Origin of the sequence: Brevundimonas sp. NPDC058933 (assembly GCF_049315965.1) — a bacterium.
GTDB lineage: Bacteria > Pseudomonadota > Alphaproteobacteria > Caulobacterales > Caulobacteraceae > Brevundimonas.
In genome coordinates this window covers 340,866-358,640 of sequence record NZ_JBMOSL010000002.1, presented here as the reverse complement: position 1 = coordinate 358,640, position 17,775 = coordinate 340,866, and the positions used below count along the sequence as shown (strand labels likewise).

Annotated in this window: 20 protein-coding genes and 1 tRNA gene; 14 read left to right on the top strand and 7 right to left on the bottom strand. The window is 65.6% G+C overall.

What is annotated here, in order from left to right:
• The first annotated feature begins 5 nt into the window (after positions 1-5).
• The 7 genes from ACOZBP_RS07700 to ACOZBP_RS07670 all read left to right on the top strand — a co-directional run bounded on the left by ACOZBP_RS07700 (position 6) and on the right by ACOZBP_RS07670 (position 5,079).
• The gene (locus ACOZBP_RS07700; protein WP_422675813.1) at positions 6-872 is read left to right on the top strand and encodes a hypothetical protein; all 867 of its coding nucleotides are present in this window, start codon (positions 6-8) and stop codon (positions 870-872) included.
• Positions 873-918: 46 nt separating this feature from the next.
• Positions 919-1,635, top strand: a complete 717-nt coding sequence (locus ACOZBP_RS07695; protein ID WP_422675812.1) for a CatB-related O-acetyltransferase — start codon at positions 919-921, stop codon at positions 1,633-1,635.
• Between the two features lie 519 nt (positions 1,636-2,154).
• Positions 2,155-2,640: a hypothetical protein gene (locus ACOZBP_RS07690; RefSeq protein ID WP_422675811.1), complete on the top strand. Its 486-nt coding sequence runs from the start codon at positions 2,155-2,157 to the stop codon at positions 2,638-2,640.
• Positions 2,637-2,924, top strand: coding sequence for a hypothetical protein (locus ACOZBP_RS07685; RefSeq protein ID WP_422675810.1), 288 nt, complete (start codon positions 2,637-2,639; stop codon positions 2,922-2,924). The genes ACOZBP_RS07690 and ACOZBP_RS07685 overlap by 4 nt, the downstream gene beginning before the upstream one ends.
• A gap of 841 nt (positions 2,925-3,765) precedes the next feature.
• Complete coding sequence (locus ACOZBP_RS07680) at positions 3,766-4,533, top strand: N-acetylmuramidase family protein (RefSeq protein WP_422675809.1); 768 nt, start codon at positions 3,766-3,768, stop codon at positions 4,531-4,533.
• Positions 4,530-4,898: a hypothetical protein gene (locus tag ACOZBP_RS07675; RefSeq protein WP_422675808.1), complete on the top strand. Its 369-nt coding sequence runs from the start codon at positions 4,530-4,532 to the stop codon at positions 4,896-4,898. The genes ACOZBP_RS07680 and ACOZBP_RS07675 overlap by 4 nt, the downstream gene beginning before the upstream one ends.
• Before the next feature lie 4 nt (positions 4,899-4,902).
• Positions 4,903-5,079 (top strand): hypothetical protein, encoded by a 177-nt coding sequence (locus tag ACOZBP_RS07670; protein ID WP_422675807.1) that lies wholly within the window; start codon positions 4,903-4,905, stop codon positions 5,077-5,079.
• A gap of 337 nt (positions 5,080-5,416) precedes the next feature.
• Here ACOZBP_RS07670 and ACOZBP_RS07665 read toward each other — a convergent pair whose 3' ends face one another.
• From ACOZBP_RS07665 to ACOZBP_RS07640, 6 genes are all read right to left on the bottom strand, one after another.
• Positions 5,417-5,584, bottom strand: coding sequence for a hypothetical protein (locus tag ACOZBP_RS07665; RefSeq protein ID WP_422675806.1), 168 nt, complete (start codon positions 5,582-5,584; stop codon positions 5,417-5,419).
• 171 nt (positions 5,585-5,755) lie between these two features.
• Positions 5,756-6,103: a hypothetical protein gene (locus tag ACOZBP_RS07660; protein ID WP_422675805.1), complete on the bottom strand. Its 348-nt coding sequence runs from the start codon at positions 6,101-6,103 to the stop codon at positions 5,756-5,758.
• A gap of 3 nt (positions 6,104-6,106) precedes the next feature.
• Positions 6,107-6,316, bottom strand: coding sequence for a hypothetical protein (locus ACOZBP_RS07655; protein ID WP_422675804.1), 210 nt, complete (start codon positions 6,314-6,316; stop codon positions 6,107-6,109).
• A complete protein-coding gene (locus ACOZBP_RS07650; RefSeq protein WP_422675803.1) occupies positions 6,313-6,477 on the bottom strand; it encodes a hypothetical protein in 165 nt (54 codons plus the stop codon). Before ACOZBP_RS07650 ends, ACOZBP_RS07655 begins: the two co-directional genes overlap by 4 nt.
• A 113-nt stretch (positions 6,478-6,590) precedes the next feature.
• A complete protein-coding gene (locus ACOZBP_RS07645; protein WP_422675802.1) occupies positions 6,591-6,962 on the bottom strand; it encodes a hypothetical protein in 372 nt (123 codons plus the stop codon).
• 262 nt (positions 6,963-7,224) lie between these two features.
• Positions 7,225-7,300, bottom strand: a tRNA-Ala gene (locus ACOZBP_RS07640).
• 121 nt (positions 7,301-7,421) lie between these two features.
• On the opposite strand from ACOZBP_RS07640, the gene ACOZBP_RS07635 reads away from it, so the two are divergent.
• The 5 genes from ACOZBP_RS07635 to hisS all read left to right on the top strand — a co-directional run bounded on the left by ACOZBP_RS07635 (position 7,422) and on the right by hisS (position 12,180).
• A complete protein-coding gene (locus ACOZBP_RS07635) occupies positions 7,422-7,751 on the top strand; it encodes a YggT family protein (protein ID WP_422675801.1) in 330 nt (109 codons plus the stop codon).
• A gap of 132 nt (positions 7,752-7,883) precedes the next feature.
• Entirely contained in the window at positions 7,884-8,762 is an 879-nt protein-coding gene (locus ACOZBP_RS07630) for a 3-hydroxybutyryl-CoA dehydrogenase (protein WP_422675800.1), read from the top strand.
• Positions 8,762-9,325: a hypothetical protein gene (locus ACOZBP_RS07625; RefSeq protein WP_422675799.1), complete on the top strand. Its 564-nt coding sequence runs from the start codon at positions 8,762-8,764 to the stop codon at positions 9,323-9,325. Before ACOZBP_RS07630 ends, ACOZBP_RS07625 begins: the two co-directional genes overlap by 1 nt.
• Positions 9,326-9,398: 73 nt before the next feature.
• On the top strand, positions 9,399-10,634 hold the full coding sequence (locus ACOZBP_RS07620) for a DUF418 domain-containing protein (protein ID WP_422675798.1): 1,236 nt from the start codon (positions 9,399-9,401) through the stop codon (positions 10,632-10,634).
• A gap of 52 nt (positions 10,635-10,686) precedes the next feature.
• On the top strand, positions 10,687-12,180 hold the full coding sequence (hisS, locus tag ACOZBP_RS07615; protein WP_422675797.1) for a histidine--tRNA ligase: 1,494 nt from the start codon (positions 10,687-10,689) through the stop codon (positions 12,178-12,180).
• A gap of 518 nt (positions 12,181-12,698) precedes the next feature.
• Here hisS and ACOZBP_RS07610 read toward each other — a convergent pair.
• Positions 12,699-14,837, bottom strand: a complete 2,139-nt coding sequence (locus ACOZBP_RS07610) for a M13 family metallopeptidase (protein ID WP_422675796.1) — start codon at positions 14,835-14,837, stop codon at positions 12,699-12,701.
• A gap of 153 nt (positions 14,838-14,990) precedes the next feature.
• On the opposite strand from ACOZBP_RS07610, the gene ACOZBP_RS07605 reads away from it, so the two are divergent.
• Both ACOZBP_RS07605 and ACOZBP_RS07600 read left to right on the top strand, forming a co-directional pair.
• Positions 14,991-16,853, top strand: a complete 1,863-nt coding sequence (locus ACOZBP_RS07605; protein ID WP_422675795.1) for a cation:proton antiporter — start codon at positions 14,991-14,993, stop codon at positions 16,851-16,853.
• 228 nt (positions 16,854-17,081) lie between these two features.
• Complete coding sequence (locus ACOZBP_RS07600) at positions 17,082-17,741, top strand: TetR/AcrR family transcriptional regulator (protein WP_422675794.1); 660 nt, start codon at positions 17,082-17,084, stop codon at positions 17,739-17,741.
• Positions 17,742-17,775 lie beyond the last annotated feature (34 nt).

Below are 17,775 nucleotides of genomic sequence, written 5' to 3'. Positions count from 1 at the left end.
GCGTCATGGCCTTTGGACAACAGATCACCATCGGCGGCGCGGCCGTCAGCGCCAATCTCGGCTTGGCGCAGTCCAAGTCGAACGACGCTGACGCCGTGGCGGCGGGTTATGGCTCGCGGCTGCTGATGCGCGTTTCCACACGCGACGTTCGGCGCACCGCTGACAACCCGACCGGGGCCAAGCGGGTGCATCCCCTGGCGCCCAACCGCGATCCGCTGCTGTTCATGGGATCTGGCGTTTCGGTCGGCGCGATCTCGGGGAAGTACGGCGCCCGCGAGGTCTTCGCCATGACGGCGACCGGCAACGTCAGCGCCGGAACGGCCAACGACCTGAAGGCTGGCCCCAAGTCGCTGAACGGCATGGCGTCAGGCTTCACCCTCTTCGGCGTCGCCCACTACGAGGCTTCGATGCTGGGTTCTGGCTTTCACGCTCTCGTCACCATGCTGCGCGACGGCTCGCAACTGGAGTCGATGCTGGTCCATCAGTTCGCGGGCGGCATCAACTACATGACCGCCTTCTCCGATCAGGGCGACAGCAACGGCGTGAATGTGGACATGGCGACAGTCCCGGCCTTGGTCGCCGGAGCGCCCTTCGCCTACTGCCTGCGGATCAAGCCGATCACCACCTCGGCTAATGTCGATCTGTGGATCAACAACCTGACCACCCCCGTCATCACCTCGACCGGCAAGCCGCTGCCCGAGGCGGGGCAATATGAACTGCTGCTCGGCCACACCCTGATCGACAGCCAGCAATGGTCCGGCGGGCACGGCGACGCCTACGTCATCCAGGGCGATGCGCTGGCCACGCTGGACGATAAGGCGCTGGCCACGGCGCTGATGCTGGAAATGAAGGCCTATTACGGCATCGGCTGAGTCCAATGGGCCTGACGCCCTCGTCGAAAGGCGCTAGCTAGGCGGTATGTATGCCCCCGACAGATCGCTCCTAAAGCGTCAGTTCAACATCGTCGTGCCGAGCGAGCCCGACGTGACTTTCCGTCGCGACGTATCAATGGAAGAGCACTCCCTGATCGCGGGAGGCTGTATCATCATGACCCGAGAAATCGGGTCGTTCAGCTACATCGGTCGCAAGTGTGAGGTGTACTCGACTCATTCAATCGGGCGGTACTGCTCCCTTGGCCAAGAGATCCTCATCGGTCTGGGGCCGCACCCTACTGACTGGCTGTCCACCAGCACCTTTTTCTATCGCAAGAACATGTGGGCGGGCTCACCGCTGATCGACGATTTCTACGCCGCCCAAGAGGTCGACTTTGAGGCCATCAAGCGACCCGTGGTCATTGGGAACGACGTCTGGATTGGAAGCCGCGCCGTTGTGATGGCTGGCGTGCACATCGGTCACGGCGCGGTAGTCGCTTCTGGCGCCGTTGTCACCAAGGACGTCGAACCTTATTCGATTGTGGCGGGTGTCCCCGCCAAGCCCTTGCGCAGGCGCTTCGATGCCGCGACCGTAGAGCGTCTGCTGGCTTCCGAATGGTGGCGCGTCAGACCGGAACTGATCAAGGGGTTGGACTACAGTGATGTGAGCGGAATGCTAGATCGCATCGACTGCATAAAAGCATCTTCAGATGACTGGGAGTACAGGCCCCAGACGGTCACTGTGAGCGCTGTCAAGGTTTGACATGTCCTCTTCCAAATTAGGTACCTTCTGGGCATCTAAACTCGATGCATCGTCGACCCTCTGATTCCGAAGTTGAAGCCACGCTCGCAGCCCTGCGCCGGATGGGCGGCGATGGTGCGCGAGCTGTCGATCTAATCCAGGCGCTACAAGAGCGTCTGGATGCGCTGCTGCCCCCCGGCGCTGACGACCGCCAGACTGCGGGCCATTTGGCGAAGGTCGCGGGAGATTACCTCGACGCGGCGCTGGGGCTACGGTCCTCGCCGCGCGACTAGAGGAAGCGCTCGCGTCCGACGAGCAGCTTCACCATGCTGTCGAATAGCAGCAAGCAGTAACCCATGATCGTTCTAGCCTTCTGTGGAGTTGGGACGCCGTTCTCAATGGCAGCGCTCATTCGGACACGGTTAACGCAGTCCGACCATCGCCGGTTCAGTTGAGCGCCGCACACGTTGAAGTGAAGCTTCGCCCGCCGCTGACGAACCCGGTTCGTCTCTTTCCACAACTCATCGCGCAGGAGCCCGCATGTCCGCAGGCCACCACATCACCATGCCCTTCGCGTCGTGGGAGGGCATCGTCGCGCTCTTGACCGCCCTTGGCGTCGGGGGCGTTCTCACCGCCTGGGCTCAGAGGCCGTCTCGGCGCGCGGTGGACGCCACGGCCGCAAAGGACGAGGCGACCGGCGAGGCCGCTGTTATCGCCTCCATCGCCACCGCCTTCACCGGCACGACCGGCGCTCTGCGCGAGGAGATCGAGCGGATGCAGCTCATGCTCAACGAGTTGCGCACGCGGGTCGTGGAAGCCGAGGCCGAGATCCGCGCGGCCGCCCTGCGTGAGGCCGACCAGGCGCGGGTAATCGCCGACCTGAGGTCGCAGCTTGATATCTCCCACGCCGATGTCGTCCGGCTGCGCACCGAGCGCGACACGGCCTTGGCGTCAGCCACCCAGAAAGAGGGCGAGGTCCGGCAGCTCAAGGCCGTGATCGACGCCCATGCGAGGGCCACGACATGACCGACACCCCGATCCAGCCGCTAGCCTCTCCGTCTGAGCGCGTCAAAGCCTTCATCGGCGATCTGGCCCGGCCCTTCGCCATCTACGCCACGTCCGGCGCCGCTGCTGTCGGCATCGTCCGCGTCGCCTGGGTGGTCGAGAACGGCAACGATGGCGCCATCTACCTCGGCGCGGTCGCGGTACTCGTCGGTGGCATCTACGGTTTCAAGTCCTGGGAGCAGATCAAGACCGGCAAGCAAGGCGCCGAGGTCGAGATCGCCAAGGCGAAGTCTGAAGCGACCTAGAGCAGCCGTTCGATGTTCATGACGAACTTGAACAACTGGTCGAGGCGAAGGAGCAGGAATCCGAAAAGCGTAGCCATGACGTAACCCTAGGCTGGGGACGATCAGGCTCAAGTTACAACTTCGACATCGCAAGCCCGAAAAAGCCAGATTTGGGACGGCCCGACGCTCAGTGTGAGGGCTGAAACAGCGCCGGGCCGTCAGCATTTCTCCTCCCCGGAGAATGCAGCAAGGCAACTCGCCAAGCGCCGCTGTGGTTCCGAATGAGGCCGAAGATCACTCTCTGAGGAGTTGTTCGTACTCCTCCAGCGTAGCTGAAGGGACGCCACATGCTCGCGCGGCAGCGATAGCGGCCGTCATCTTAATGACCCAGGTCTCGTCCTGGCGAAGGGTTGGCCTGTTCCGTGCCTTCAGCCGAAGGGCGTTTAGCGGCTCCAAGAACTCAGACGCCTCGCACTCCATCTCATCCTCCCAAGGGTGATGCGGCCAAGCTACACCGACGAGAGCAAAGTCTAGAAGTCAGATGCAGCGCAGCATTTAGCCGCAGCCCTAGCGCAGTCGGTAATCGATGACCTCGTCATCGGTCTCAAACCCGTGGGCTCGCGCCCGCCGAGCAGCGCTCTCTGCCGACGCCATCATATGATCGGGACGGCGTCGGGGACGGCCTTCGACTAGCGGCGCAAACTCAAACCAAGTCCGCAGGCCTCCTCCGCGAGCATCGGAAAGCATGCGTAAAATGACGGCAGTTTTCATTGCCGCAGCTCCTCCCTGAGCCGGCTCCATGACGACCAACGTTCGTCATACGTAGAATTACCCATCCCCACAATTAGAACTGGAGACGGCCATGTCACGCGCGGCCCTGTTCGCCGACGTGCGCAAACACGCGCCCGGCGGAAAACTTCTCGATGCTCACGTCCCGCTGATCAATGCGGTGGCGGACGCCTTCGGCCTGCCCCACGCAGCCAACGACCGAGTTCAGACCGATCTGACCGTTAAGGACTTCGCCGACGCGGCGGCGGCGCTCGGCTGCTCGGTCGCACAGATCCGGGCGGTGTTCGAGGTCGAGGCCTCCGGCGCCGGGTGGTTCACCGACATGCGCGGCGAGATTCTCGCTTTGGACGGCCCCGGCGGCTTCCTCGACGGCTCATCGCTGCCCAAGATCCTGTTCGAGGCGCACGTCTTCGACAAGGAGACGGGCGGGCGGTTCCGCGCCTCGCACCCCAACCTGTCGTCGGCGCGTTGGAACAAGGCGCTCTACGTCGGCGGGCAGGGCGAATACGAACGCCTGCACCGCGCCATGCAGCTGGACGCCCGCGCGGCGCTCTGCTCCGCATCTTGGGGTGCCCCCCAGATCATGGGCTTCAATCACAAGCTGGCGGGCTTCGACACAGTCGAGGCCTTTGTCGAGGCGATGAAGACAGGCGCCCGTGCGCACCTGATGGCTTTCGTCGCCTTCGTGAAGTCGAGCGGCCTGACAGCGGCGTTGCGCCAGATCACCACCTATCACGCGAGCGCTGAGCCGTTCGCGCGGGGCTACAACGGGCCCGGCTACAAGGCGAACGAGTACCACGTCAAAATCGCTCGGGCCTTCGCGAAGTGGAGCAAGGCATGATCGCCCTCGCCCTCCGCATCGCTCGCACTTTCCCGCCTCGCACGTGGCTGCTCTTCGCCGCCCTCGCCGCCTTCCTGATCTTCGGCGGATACTGCGCTCACAGGGGCGCTGAGGGCGTTCGCGACCGTCAGGCTGCCGAACAAGCCAAAGTCGAGGCGAAGGCCTCCAGCGCGCGGGAAACTGGCGCGGAGGAAGCCCTGATCGAAACCACCACCATCACCAACCGGAAACTGGAGAGAGACCATGCTGCCGAGGCGCTTCCTGATGGCCTGCCTGATGATCGTGAGCTGCGGCGCCGCTGTCGCCAGTTGCGGGACGACGGGCGCATCCCTCCCGCGTGCCGAGGACCTGAGGGTCCTGCCTAAGCCGGTGCCGTCCGACGAAGTGCTTACCAGCCGCATCGCTGGCGAGCAGCACGACAACGCGGTCGAGGCCTGGGGCGAGGCTGGATGGGCGCAGGTCGGGCGCCTGTGCCGCTTCTTCGACGGGATGGGGATGAAGGGGCTGGACTGTCCGGCGCCGGAAATCCGACCGAAGCCGAGCTAGGCACTCAGGGCTGCCGGAAGACCGCTTCACGACAGTTCGACCCTCATCGGCCCTCGACAGGTTCTGAACCAATGGACTTGGAATATATCTTCAGCATTGTCCTTGACGACCGGTTGGCGACTGCGGAGCTATTTGCGGCTGACGACCGTGCGGCCCGGAACCAAGCCTTGATGGCCACAGCGGAAACACTCAAGGACTACGGCCTGCGGGGGCATCCTCTAACGTCTCTCGCCGTCACTGTTGAGAGCCTTTCCGGGGAGACCATCTTCGAAGCGCGGGTCGTGCTCACCTAAGATTGGGTCATAGGTGGATGACCGGTTGCGGGCGATCCGGCTAGTCAGGTGCGGCTACGGTAAGGCAGTCCTTGGGCCTTCGCTAGCATTTCGTTCCAGTACACGGCCTTGCCCAACAGCTTTGCCCGCGCGGCCAGGTCACGCTCGGTCAAGGCGGCTTTAAGAAACGCATCGACCTTGTGAAAAGTTTGGTCAGTCGCGCTCTCGGACATGGGAACCTCCGGGTATCCTGTTACGAAAGGTCAGTGCGGACGCAACGCTCCGCTTTGTGTCCAGTTCCTGACACTTCGACTTACTCTAGCTCGCGAAGTGCCGGCTGTATGAGCGGTGGCCCGGCAAATTAGCGCCGCTCTTCGTGGACCCCTTCACCTGCCCCCGACCTATCAGGCGGGGGCTTCTTTCACTGGCGCCACCCACTTCCCCAACTCCATTCGATAGCCGAGCGCTTTCAGGTGAGCCCGACGCTTCTCGTTGAGAGCCCACCATGCGTCGTCCCGGTCGGTGATGGTGTCGAGCGGAACAGCGAACTGGCTGCTGCAGTCCTTGAAGGTGACGATGCCGGGGCAGCCTGGAATACGGCAAGGCGGGTGCTTGTTGGCCAGGCGATAATCGCCACACTTTGCCTTGGCGATCCGCTTCAGGTCTGCGTCTCCATGGTGGTTCACCGACACGTCGCAGTGCCAGCGGATCTTGGCGCCGCGATCGATCATGCGGCTGATGGGTTCGGCCATGGGTCAGGCGTCCAACTGGCCCTCGGCCAGAAGCGAAGCCCCTGCCCGCCGCAACGCCAGACCCGCCTGCATCCGCGCAATCGATCCCGGCGCCTTGGCCTCGATCTCACGCAGGATTGCGCCAGCTCCGGCGCGGACGTCTGCGCTGGTCAGGTCCAGGCCGACCAGCTGCAGCATCAGGTCGGCAAGTTCGATGTCTGTCGCGGCGGTCATCGCACCGGCCGCCCGATCTGAGCCATGCCGGCGACCAAACCAGCGAGCAGGCTGACGGTCTTCTCGGGCATCTCAGGATCAGTCCGCGTCTCAAGCTCCCGATCCAGTTCGGCCAAATCGCGGGCTAAGGCTTCGTCAGGTCCACAGGGTTGCGTGTTCATCTCGTCCTCCAAGGTTGCCGACCCGGGGCGGACTCCTAAGGCGCCGATTACGGCTACGCCAAGCTGTTTGTTCTTGTTTTGTTTCGAGCGCGGTCGAACCCCACTCGCGCTCGCTAGGCCTCGGCTGCGGAGCGCCGAAATTGCCGCTCGCTCTCAATAAAAACCGAGCTGACGTAACCTCTTCCCGCTCGGTATTCATCGCACTGAACGGATAGATATAGCGGGCCTGAATCGGTAGATTTTGACCCCAGGAGGGTCAACACAATGCGGGGAGGCAAGTAAACGGTCGCCTCGACGGTGTTCTTGTTTGCAATGATATAGCCGAGCGAGCGGTGCTCCCTCCGCGCCTTGAGGAATTCGGGATTTTCAAGCTCATCCACTGCACTCAGATGAAGCGTTGCGGCACGTCCCGCTAACTTAGCCGGGGCGACACAATGACCATCCCATTCTGTTAAGAGGCTCTGCTGGAGTTCGTTGGTACGCATAGCCTGCAGAACGTACTCAAACGATGGGCTCCCCAAGCGAAACGAGAACATAGCTGGCTGATCGGCGGCTTTTGCTCGCGTCATTCTAACCCCCCAGGACGAACCTTCGAACCCAAGCCGGACGAGTTTGGACAAATATCGAACAGGCTAGCTGCAACCCAGCGAGGGTCCGAACACGAAAATGGCTTTAGGGCCAGATTTAGGGCCAGATCACCAAGACCGCTGAATAATACTTGATTTCATTGAAGAAAATCTGCCGCCTTGGTGGAGCCGAGGGGAGTCGAACCCCTGACCTCGTCATTGCGAACGACGCGCTCTACCAACTGAGCTACGGCCCCGACCGACAGGCAGGGGTGGAGATAAGCGGGGCCTCAAGGGGGTGTCAACGGGTCGCGGAGGAATCCTTGGCGTTCGGCTGCGGCGCGGCTAGAAGCAGGCTGGTTCACAAGGAATTCGCTCATGGGCATCGGCGTCGGCGTTGTTGGCTTCATCTTCTTTATCCTGGGCGCGCTGCTGCAGCTGCTGCTGTTCGCCATTATCGCCAATGCGATCCTGAGCTGGCTGTTCGCCTTCGACGTCATCAACTACCGAAACCGGTTCGTGGCCCAGGTGGCCGAGTTTCTGGACCGGTTCACCAGCCCCGTCCTGGCGCCGCTGCGCCGGGTGATCCCGCCGCTCGGCGGCATGGATCTGACCCCGATCGTGGCCTTGCTGATCGTCCAGGGCGTCCAGGGCTATCTGTTGCCGCCGCTGCATGTGGCGGCTCTGGGCCTCGTCGGCGCCTACTGAGCCGAAAACGTTGAGGCGCGGACACGGCCGTCAGGAATCTTAATCGCGCCTCATTCCGCCCCTTGCGCGCGGCGGGCGGGCTCCTAAGGTGCCCGCGATTGGTCCCTGCGGGACCGCAGATTGCGCGTATTCATGACCACGATCAGGACAGTCGCCATTATCGGCGCCGGGCAAATGGGTTCGGGCATCGCTCAGGCGGTGGCGGCCGGCGGCTACGACGTGCGGCTCTTTGACCTGTCGGCCGAGCGGATTCCTCTGGCCCAGGGCGAGATCGCGGCCAGCCTGGCGCGGCGGGCCGCGCGCGGGCTGACGACTCCGGCCGAAGCGGACGCCGCCCTTGCCCGCATCCAGCCCGTGGCCAGCCTGGCCGAAGCTGCCCGGGCGGACCTGATCATCGAGGCGGCGTCCGAGGACGAGGCGGTCAAGAAGGCGGTCTTCGTCGACCTGCTGCCGCACCTCGGCCCCGACACGCTGCTGGCGTCCAACACATCGTCCATTTCGATCACCCGCCTGGCCTCGGTCAGCGATCGGCCTGACCGCTTCATCGGCCTGCACTTCATGAAGCCGGCGCCGACCATGAAGCTGGTCGAGATCGTGCGCGGCATCGCCACCTCGGCCGCCACCTACGAGGCCGCCGTCGCCTTCGCCGAGAGCCTGGGCAAGATCACCACCGAATCCGAGGATTTCCCCGCCTTCATCGTCAACCGCATCCTGGTGCCGATGATGAACGAGGCCATCTATGTCCTTTACGAAGGCGTCGGCAACGTCGCCTCTATCGACAAGGCGCTGAAGCTGGGCGCCAACCATCCGATGGGGCCGCTGGAGTTGGCGGATTTCATGGGTCTGGACGTGGTTCTGGCCATCATGAACGTGCTGTACGACGGCCTGGCCGACAGCAAGTACCGCCCCTGCCCGCTGCTGGTGAAGTATGTCGAGGCCGGCTGGCTGGGCAAGAAGAGCGGCCGCGGCTTCTATGACTATTCCGGCGCGACGCCGGTTCCGACCCGCTGATGTCGCGTCTCGACCGGATCGAGGACCTGCCGGGGCTGAAGCGCGTCGCGCCGCAACGTTCGACGCAGAGGTTCGTGCTGGCGGCCTTGGCCGCCGCCGCCTGGCCGCCGCTGATCATCACCCTGGTCGTCTGGCCGCCCGAGAACTGGGCCTCTGGCGTCGACACCGACTGGCGGCTGGTGCTGCTGGTGCTCGGCCTGATCGCCGCGCCCGTCGGCCTGTGGCTGCTGCGCCAGGCCCACGCCCGGATCGGCCGCCCCTCGACTCGCCTGGGCGTGGTCTGCCGTTTCATGGTCTTCGGCGGTCTGCTCGCCGCCGCTGTGCAGACCCTGATCGCCCTCGTCATGTCCCTGCTTTCAGTGATCGCCTCGCAAAGCCTGCTTCAGGGCCTGGGCGCACTGGAGACCACCTTGCTCATTTTCGGCGTCGCCGGCCTGCCGCTGGCGGTGCTGGTGGGGGTGAGCTACGCCCTTTGGGCCGGGCTGTGCGTGGCCTACATCGCCTTCGTCCCTGCCCCTGTGGTCAAGAACCGCATGGGCCTGATGCAGAACGGCGCGCGCTGAAATTACGCGGCATCAAGGTGTCGAGGGCGGCCGCTGCCGCCCCTGCCTGCGCCGTCACGGGGGATGCCAAGCCATGACCGGACAGACTTGGCCCGTCGAGGCGCCCGCGCCCGTGGCGACGAGCGCCCGCATCCAGACCCTGGACGTGCTGCGCGGCGCGGCCGTGCTGGGCATCCTCGCCGTCAACGCCGCCGCCTTTGCCCTGCCCATGTCGGCGGCGATGTCGCCGGAGCAATCGCCCTTCCCTCTGATCGGCGCCTCGGCTGCGGCCCGATGGGTGGTCGAGGTCTTCTTCCACCAGAAGTTCGTCACCCTGTTTTCCATGCTGTTCGGGGTGTCGATCTTTCTGGTCGGCGGCGAACGTGGGGATGAGGCGCGCGGGCGCGTGCTGCGCCGCCGCCTGCTGTGGCTGGGCCTGTTCGGCCTGATCCACGGGCTGGCCTTCTGGTACGGCGACATCCTGCTGCTCTACGCCTGGTCCGGGCTGTTCGTCATGCTGATGCGCTCCATGTCGGCCCGGTCCCTGATCCTGTTCGGCGCAGCCGCCACCCTCGCCCTGGCCACGATGCAGGCGGGAACCATGTGGCTCACGGTCAACGGCCCCTCGGCTCTGGTCGATGCCTTGGGCGACGAATCCATGGCCCTGGCCGAGGGCGCCGTATCGGCCAGCATCGCCGCCTATCGCAGCGGCTGGCCGGGCGCCCTGATCGAGAACCTCAAGGCCTGGGGCGTCCTGCAAAGCGCCAGTCTGTTCGGCTATGTCTTCGCCACCGTGCCGCTGATGATGCTGGGCATGGGCCTGTTCAAGGCGGGCTTCTTCCACGGCCGCATGCCGACCCGTGTCTATGTCGTCCTCATCGCCGTTGGAGCCGTCGTCCTGGCCGGGCTGGGTCTGCTGGAAGGGCGCGAGATCATGGCTGGGCCGGGTGTTCAGGCGACGCACGGCTGGGCAGAGGTCGTCGCCTCCTATCCGATCTTCATCACCCTGGCCTACGCCAGCGGCCTGATCCTGCTGACCTCGCGCGGGGTCGGCGGGGTGCGCCGCCTCTTCGCGCCGGTGGGGCAGATGGCCTTCACCAACTACCTGAGCCAGACCCTGATCATGACCACCCTCTTCTACATGCCGTGGGGGCCGCGCCTGATGGGACAGGTCGACTATCCGAGCCAGTGGGCCATCGTCGTCGCCGTCTGGGCCCTGCAACTGATGTGGTCGCCGCTGTGGCTGAGCCGCTTCCGCATGGGGCCGCTGGAATGGCTATGGCGGCGCCTCAGCTATGGCCACGACCTGCCCTTGCGCCGCGCGGCCTGAACCCACGGTTCGGGAAGTTGCAGCCGGTCCGCTGATGGCTTAATCGCCCGGCATGACCGACGAAGCCCCCATCCGCCCCGAAGCCCGCGCCCCCCGGGGGTTCGCCGACCGCCGCGGCCGCGACCTGACCGCCGAGCGCCGCATCGTCGCGCGCGTGTCCGAGGTCTATGAGCGCTGGGGCTTCGAGCCGCTGGAGACGCCGGCGTTTGAATACGCCGACGCCCTGGGCAAGTTCCTGCCCGACGCCGACCGCCCCAACGAGGGCGTTTTCGCGCTGCAGGACGACGCCGGGTCGGACGAGCCGGGCGAGTGGATGGCCCTGCGTTATGACCACACCGCCCCCCTGGCCCGCTTCGCCGCCCAGAACTGGGAGACCCTGCCCAAGCCCTTCCGCCGCTACGCCTATGGCCCGGTCTGGCGCAACGAGAAGCCCGGCCCCGGCCGCTTCCGCGAGTTCTGGCAGTGCGACGCCGACACCGTAGGCTCGGACCGGCCCGAGGCCGACGCCGAAATCATCGCCATGGGCTGCGAGGGCCTGCGCGCCGCCGGCCTGGGCGACGGCCAGTCGGTGATCCGCGTCTCCAACCGCAAGCTGTTCGACGGCCTGTTCGACGCCGGCGGCGTCACCGACGCGGTCCAGCGCCTGACCGCGCTTCGCGCCGTCGACAAGTACGACCGCCTGGGTCTGGAGGGCGTCCGCGCCCTGCTGGGCGAGGGCCGGCTGGACGAGTCCGGCGACTACACCAAGGGCGCCCGCCTGCCCGCCGCCGTGATCGGCGCGGTCGAGGCCTTCCTGGTTTCCGCCGAGACGCCGGGCCTGAGCCGCGCGGGCGTGCTGGATGCGGTTGCCAACGCGGGCGCCGCCCTGGGCGCGGCGGGCGAAGCGGCCCTGGCCGAACTGTCCGCCATCGACCGCGCCCTGACCGCCATGCGCGTCGGCGAGGCCGAGGTGAAGTTCGATCCGACCATCGTGCGCGGCCTGGAATACTATACCGGCGCCGTGTTCGAGGCCGAGCTGCTGCTGGACACCAAGGACGACAAGGGCCGGGCCGTGCGCTTCGGCTCCATCGGCGGCGGCGGTCGCTATGACGACCTGGTGGCGCGCTTCACCGGCCAGTCTGTGCCCGCCACCGGCTTCTCGTTCGGCGTCTCGCGTCTGGCCTCGGCCCTGCGCGCCGCCGGTCGCGGCGCCGGCGACGCCACGCGCGGGCCGGTCGTGGTCATCGTCTTCTCCGAGGACGACATGCAGCACTATCTCGACGCCGTATCCGAACTGCGCGCGGCCGGCGTCGCCGCCGAGCTCTACCTCGGTCGCGCCGGCATGAAGGCCCAGATGAAATACGCCGATCGTCGGGGATCGCCCGCCGTGGTCATCCTGGGCGGCGACGAACTGGCCGCCGGCGAAGTGACCATCAAGGATCTGGACGCCGGACGCGCCCGCGCCGCCGCCATCGCCGACAACGAAGCCTGGAAGGCCGAGCGTCCGGGCCAGCAGAAGGTGGCCCGCATCGAACTGGTCGCAACGGTCCGCGCCATTATCGAATAACCTTCGATTAACTCTCGTGGTCGAGCGTGTATTATCGACGTTCAGTCATGAAAGACCTGTCTTTTGGCATGGACATGATTGACTTGCCCCCGGGCTTCGCGTCAATTGGTCTCACTCGAGAGGCGCAGCGGTCAGCCGCAGCGACATCTTGGAGGCGTTTCGGGGAGGAAACGTCCGCTCCTTAGAGAGCGTGAAAGCCCGCTGCGATGTATCCCCCGCAGCGGGCTTTTTCACGTCTGGAATCATGAAAATGCGGCCGACGCCGCTGGCTCACGCCGTTCATTATCGAAGCTTCTTCGATAATTTCACCACATCGTCATCCTCGGGCTTGACCCGAGAATCGGGCCATCAGCCTGCGCGCCGCTGGAATGCGCGAGCGCGCCCCCTCGCTCGCCCCTCGGGTCAAGCCCGAGGGTGACGGCGAGTGCAGGATCACCGCAGAGAAGAAGCCGAGCATCGGCCATGAAAAAGGCCGGAGCGTCGCCGCCCCGGCCCTCTTCATTCGTCAGGCGTCGCGCTTACCAGATGCGGACGCGGTCTTCCGGCGCGAGGTAGTATTTCGAGCCCGGCTTGACCTCAAAGGCTTCGTACCAGGCGTCAACGTTGCGCACCGGGCCGATCACGCGGAATTCGGCCGGGCTGTGCGGGTCGGTGGCGATCTGGTTCTTGAGCGCGTCCTCGCGGTACTTCGACTGCCAGACCTGGGCCCAGCCGTAGAAGAAGCGCTGATCGCCGGTCGTGCCGTCGATGACGGGGGCCGGCTGGCCGTTCAGCGACAGGTGATAGGCGTCGAGACCCACGGCCGTGCCCGCCGCATCGCCGATGTTCTCGCCCATGGTCAGGCCGCCCTGGACATGGAAGCCGGGCAGCGGCTCATAGCTGTCGTACTGGGCGCCCAGACGCTTGGTCAGGCCCTCGAAATTGGCCTTGTCCTGATCCGTCCACCAGTTGCGCAGCACGCCGTCGCCGTCGGACTTCGAACCCTGGTCGTCGAAGCCGTGGCCGATCTCGTGGCCGATCACGCCGCCGATGCCGCCATAGTTGACGGCCGGATCCGCATTCGGATCAAAGAAGGGCGGCTGCAGGATGGCGGCCGGGAAGACGATCTCGTTGTTGGCCGAGTTGTAGTAGGCGTTGACCGTCTGCGGGGTCATGCCCCACTCGGCCTTGTCGACGGGCTTGTCCAGGCGGTTCAGCTGATAGTTCCACTGGAACTGGCCGAGACGCTGGCTATTGCCGAACAGGTCGTCGGCCCGGACTTCCAGCGCCGAGTAGTCCCGCCACTTTTCCGGATAGCCGATCTTGACGGTGAACTTGCGCAGCTTCTCCTGAGCCGCAGCCTTCGTCTCGGTTCCCATCCACGTGAGGTTGTCGATGCGGTGCGACAGGGCGATGCGCAGGTTGGCGACCAGCTCTTCCATCTTGGCCTTGGATTCGGCCGGGAAGTACTCGGCGACGTACAGACGACCCGCCGCCTCGCCCAGCGAGCCTTCAGCGAAGCTGATGGCGCGCTTTTCACGGCTGCGCTGCTCGGGCTGGCCCGACAGGTCGCGCGAGCGGAACTCCCATTGAGCGTCCGAGAACCGCTTCGACAGGGTCGACGCGGCGTCGTCGGTGGTGTGGAAGGCCTGCCAGGCTTGCAGGGTGTCGATCGGCGTCTCGGCGAAGATGGCGGCGATCTTGGGCATGGCCGTGTTCTGACGCACGATCAGGCGGTCGATCGAGCCCAGACCGGCGGCGTTGAAGTATCCGTTCCAGTCAAAGCCGGGCGCCTCGGCGGCCAGGGTTTGGATGGAGTACTCGTTGTAGGTCTTGTCGCGGTTGCGGTTCTCGATCGGGGTCCAGTGGGCCTCGGCGATCTTGCTCTCCAGCGCCACGATGGCGGCGGCGTGACCGGCCGCATCAGCCCAGCCGATATTGGTCAGCATCCGCTCGATATAGGCCTGATACTTCTCCTTCTTGTCCGCAAAGCGGGCGTCCAGATAGTAGTCGCGATTGGGCAGGCCGATGCCCGACTGGCCCGCCGAAACGACGTAGCGAGTCGGGTTCTTCTGGTCGATCGTGATGCCGGTGCCGAAGAAGGACGAGCCGACGCGGCCCTGGGTCTGACCCATGTAGGCGGCGATCTTCTCATGCGTGTCGGCGGCGCGGATGGCGGCCAGGAAGGGCTGCAGGGGCTGGGCGTCCAGCGCCTCGACGCGAGCCTCGTCGATATAGCTGCGGTAGGCGTCGGCGATCTTGGCCTCGTCCGAACCCGGCGCCAGGTCGGTGCGCGCGACCAGGCTCTGAATCAGGGCCTTCATGCGGTTGTCCGACAGTTCACGCAGCAGGGGGAAGGACCCGTAGGAGGTGCGGTCCGACGGAATCTGCAGCTTGTCGAAGGCGGTACCGTTGGCATAGCGGAAGAAGCTGTCGCCCGGCGCCACCGACGTGTCGCGGCCCGACAGGTCGAAGCCCCAGGTTCCGTACTTGGGGGCGTCCGTGCCGACCCAGCCAGCCGGCGCGGCGCCGCCCTCGGGCGCCGAGACGCCGTGGAACAGTTCCACGACAGTGCAGCTCTCGTCCACGCAGGCGTGGTCGTGGCCGTCCTGTGCAGCCGCCAGGCCCGCAGGCAGAAGCAGGGCGCCGACAGCGGCCCCGATCAGCAATTTCTTCATATGCATTTCCCTCGACTAACCCGTGCTCAGGTTCGGCGCGGACCCTAATCCCGCCTTGAGCGCTGTCGCGTCTTAAAAAAAGTTCATGAAAGACGCGACCCGTATCGCCAGATCGTGATCGCCTGGTTCAAAGTGTGGCGTTACGGAGGATTCATGGATCAGGCGCACGGCGGCGAATACAGAGACCTGGTGGTCTTTCTGGCGGCGGCCGGGGTCGTGGTGCCCCTGTTCAATCGTCTGAAGATCAGCCCCGTTCTGGGTTTTCTGGCCGCCGGCGTCCTGCTCGGCCCCGACGGCCTGGGTCGGTTCGCGCGACCGGACGGATGGCTCAGTTGGCTGACCATCGGCGATCAGGCCCAGATCCGACAGCTTTCGGAACTCGGCGTCGCCTTCCTCCTGTTCATGATCGGGCTCGAACTGTCGTGGGAGCGGCTCAAGGCCATGCGCCGTCTGGTATTCGGTCTGGGCATGCTCCAGGTCGCGGTCTGCGCGGTGGCCATCGCCATCGTCTTCATGGCGCTGGGCCAGCCCCTGGCCGGGGCGGCGGTGCTGGGCATGGGTCTGGCCCTGTCCTCCACGGCGGTGGTCATGCCTGTGCTGGCGGCCCAGGGCAGGATCAACAGCGAGACCGGGCGCGCCACCTTCGCGGTCCTGCTGGCGCAAGATGTCGCCGTTGCGCCCATTCTGATCACCGTCACCGTTCTGGCGGCCCTCGCCCAGAGCGGATCAGTGATCGAACCCGCCGACCTGGGCCGCGCCCTGTTCACCCTTGCGCCCGCAGCGGGCGGCCTCTTCCTGATGGTCCTGCTCGGACGGCTGGTGTTGCGCCCCATGTTCCGCTCGGTCGCCCGCGCCCAGCACCGCGGCGAAGGTCGTGAGCTGTTCGTCGCCGCCTCCCTGCTGGTGGTGGTCGCCGCCGGCCTCGGCGCCCAGGCGGTCGGACTGTCGATGAGCCTGGGCGCCCTGGTCGCCGGGGTCCTGCTGGCCGAAACCGAGTTCCGGCGCGAGGTCGAGGTGGCCATTGACCCCTTCAAAGGGCTGTTGCTGGGCGTCTTCTTCATTGGCGTCGGCATCAGCCTGGATTTGGACGCGGTCGCGGCCGATCCGACCACGGTCCTGGGTCTGGCGAGCGGCCTCATCCTGTTGAAGGCCCTGGTGATCTTTCTTCTGGCCCGCGCCTGGGGGCTGGCCGCCCGCTCGGCGATCGAGACCGCCCTGGTGCTGGGTCCTGCCGGGGAGTTCGCCTTCGTCATCCTGTCGACCGGGCTGGTCGAAGGTCTGGCGGCGCCGGAGTTGACGCGAAAGGCCATGCTGGCCGCAACCCTCAGCATGTTCGCAGTCCCTCTGCTGGCCGTCCTGGCGCGGTCCTTGACAAGGAGGGTTACGCCCGCCCTGGACGCCGGGATCAGGGCCTTGTCTCCCGAGGCGGCCGCGCCTTCGTCGGACGGCGCCGTCCTGATCGTCGGCTTTGGGCGCGTCGGCCGACTGGTGGGCGAGCTTCTGGCCGAACACGACCAAAGGTTCATCGCCCTGGACGCCGACCCCGCCTCGGTTCGCTCCGGCCGAACCGAGGGCTATGAAGTCTACTACGGCGACGCCGCTCGCCCGGAGATGCTGAACGCCTGCGGTCTGGACTCGGCGCGCGCCCTGATCGTCACCATGGATAGTCCGACTAAAGTCGATGAGGTGGTGAAGGCGGCCCGCGCGCTGCGCCCGGACCTTATCCTGATCGCCCGGGCGCGCGACGACCGCCATGCCGCCCGCCTCTACGCCTTGGGCGTAACCGACGCCGTGCCGGAAACCACCGAGGCCAGCTTGCAACTGGCGGAGAACACCCTGGTCGACCTGGGCGTGCCCATGGGGCTTGTCCTGGCCTCAATCCACGAACGCCGCGACGGCTTCCGCAAGACCTTCCAGGCCGCCGCGCCGGACGGGCGCGGGACTCGACCGGCGCGCGCCTTCCGCACCGCACGATCCGGCGTTCCGCCATCGACCACGGATACGCGATCTACGTAATATTCCTTATATTCATTGACGTTATGGTCAAGCTTCATCAAGATTTCGCATCGGTTCGCGACCCATTTTGGTCAATGTTCGGTGATGAAAGTTCGCCTTCCCCCCTGGGACGTCGGTTGTCGTCTTGTGCGAGGTTACCGCCGAGGCGGCGCAAACCTGGCCTGACACGGTCGCCGTCCTGTAAGACCGGCGGGCGTCAAGCCCTTCCCGAGCCAGAGTAATTGACTGATGCGCGATACCCCCCAGCCCGCTCCCGAGACTGTCGAAACCGAGGGCCAACCCCGGATCAATCGCCGTCAGGCGGCCAAGATCCGCACTCGCCAGAAGGTTCTGGACGCCGCGCGCGCCCTGTTCGCCGAGCGCGGCTACGACGCCGCCACCATCCGCGACATCGCCAAGGGCGCCGGCATGTCGACGGGCGCGGTCTTCGCCAACTTCCAGGACAAGGCCGAACTGTTCGAGTGCGTCTTCGCCGAGGAGATGGCCGGCCTGCTGCAGGACATCCAGACCGCCGCCGGCCATGAAGGCCGTGTCGCCGAGCGCCTGGCCGAGGGCCTGACGGCCGGCTACCACCGCTCGCTGGAGCACCTGCCGCTGATGCAGGCCATGATCGCCCGCTCCTGGTTCCAGCCCGAGGCCGCCGACGAACGGTCGCGCACCTTCGTCAAGCCGATCATCCAGGCCATCGTCGCCGTGCTGCAAGGCGGCATCCGCGAAGGCGAACTGCGTCAGGACCTGGATCAGATGGTCATGGGCCGGATGATCTGGGACGTCTTCATCGCCAACTTCCGCTACGCCGCCTACGACAACTGGGGCATCGAGGAACTGACGCCGCAGATCCGCAAGCAACTGGACCTGATCCTGTCCAGCCAGCTCGCGCGGCAGTAGTTGGCGGGGCCGAGGCCCCTGACCGCGATACAAA

Bases quoted from the DNA above. Each gene is read 5' to 3' on its own strand.
- ACOZBP_RS07700 (WP_422675813.1), top strand. From the start codon at position 6: ATGGCCTTTGGACAACAGATCACCATCGGCGGCGCGGCCGTCAGCGCC.
- ACOZBP_RS07695 (WP_422675812.1), top strand. From the start codon at position 919: ATGTATGCCCCCGACAGATCGCTCCTAAAGCGTCAGTTCAACATCGTC.
- ACOZBP_RS07690 (WP_422675811.1), top strand. From the start codon at position 2,155: ATGTCCGCAGGCCACCACATCACCATGCCCTTCGCGTCGTGGGAGGGC.
- ACOZBP_RS07685 (WP_422675810.1), top strand. From the start codon at position 2,637: ATGACCGACACCCCGATCCAGCCGCTAGCCTCTCCGTCTGAGCGCGTC.
- ACOZBP_RS07680 (WP_422675809.1), top strand. From the start codon at position 3,766: ATGTCACGCGCGGCCCTGTTCGCCGACGTGCGCAAACACGCGCCCGGC.
- ACOZBP_RS07675 (WP_422675808.1), top strand. From the start codon at position 4,530: ATGATCGCCCTCGCCCTCCGCATCGCTCGCACTTTCCCGCCTCGCACG.
- ACOZBP_RS07665 (WP_422675806.1), bottom strand. From the start codon at position 5,584: ATGTCCGAGAGCGCGACTGACCAAACTTTTCACAAGGTCGATGCGTTT.
- ACOZBP_RS07660 (WP_422675805.1), bottom strand. From the start codon at position 6,103: ATGGCCGAACCCATCAGCCGCATGATCGATCGCGGCGCCAAGATCCGC.
- ACOZBP_RS07655 (WP_422675804.1), bottom strand. From the start codon at position 6,316: ATGACCGCCGCGACAGACATCGAACTTGCCGACCTGATGCTGCAGCTG.
- ACOZBP_RS07650 (WP_422675803.1), bottom strand. From the start codon at position 6,477: ATGAACACGCAACCCTGTGGACCTGACGAAGCCTTAGCCCGCGATTTG.
- ACOZBP_RS07645 (WP_422675802.1), bottom strand. From the start codon at position 6,962: ATGCGTACCAACGAACTCCAGCAGAGCCTCTTAACAGAATGGGATGGT.
- ACOZBP_RS07635 (WP_422675801.1), top strand. From the start codon at position 7,422: ATGGGCATCGGCGTCGGCGTTGTTGGCTTCATCTTCTTTATCCTGGGC.
- ACOZBP_RS07630 (WP_422675800.1), top strand. From the start codon at position 7,884: ATGACCACGATCAGGACAGTCGCCATTATCGGCGCCGGGCAAATGGGT.
- ACOZBP_RS07625 (WP_422675799.1), top strand. From the start codon at position 8,762: ATGTCGCGTCTCGACCGGATCGAGGACCTGCCGGGGCTGAAGCGCGTC.
- ACOZBP_RS07620 (WP_422675798.1), top strand. From the start codon at position 9,399: ATGACCGGACAGACTTGGCCCGTCGAGGCGCCCGCGCCCGTGGCGACG.
- hisS (WP_422675797.1), top strand. From the start codon at position 10,687: ATGACCGACGAAGCCCCCATCCGCCCCGAAGCCCGCGCCCCCCGGGGG.
- ACOZBP_RS07610 (WP_422675796.1), bottom strand. From the start codon at position 14,837: ATGAAGAAATTGCTGATCGGGGCCGCTGTCGGCGCCCTGCTTCTGCCT.
- ACOZBP_RS07605 (WP_422675795.1), top strand. From the start codon at position 14,991: ATGGATCAGGCGCACGGCGGCGAATACAGAGACCTGGTGGTCTTTCTG.
- ACOZBP_RS07600 (WP_422675794.1), top strand. From the start codon at position 17,082: ATGCGCGATACCCCCCAGCCCGCTCCCGAGACTGTCGAAACCGAGGGC.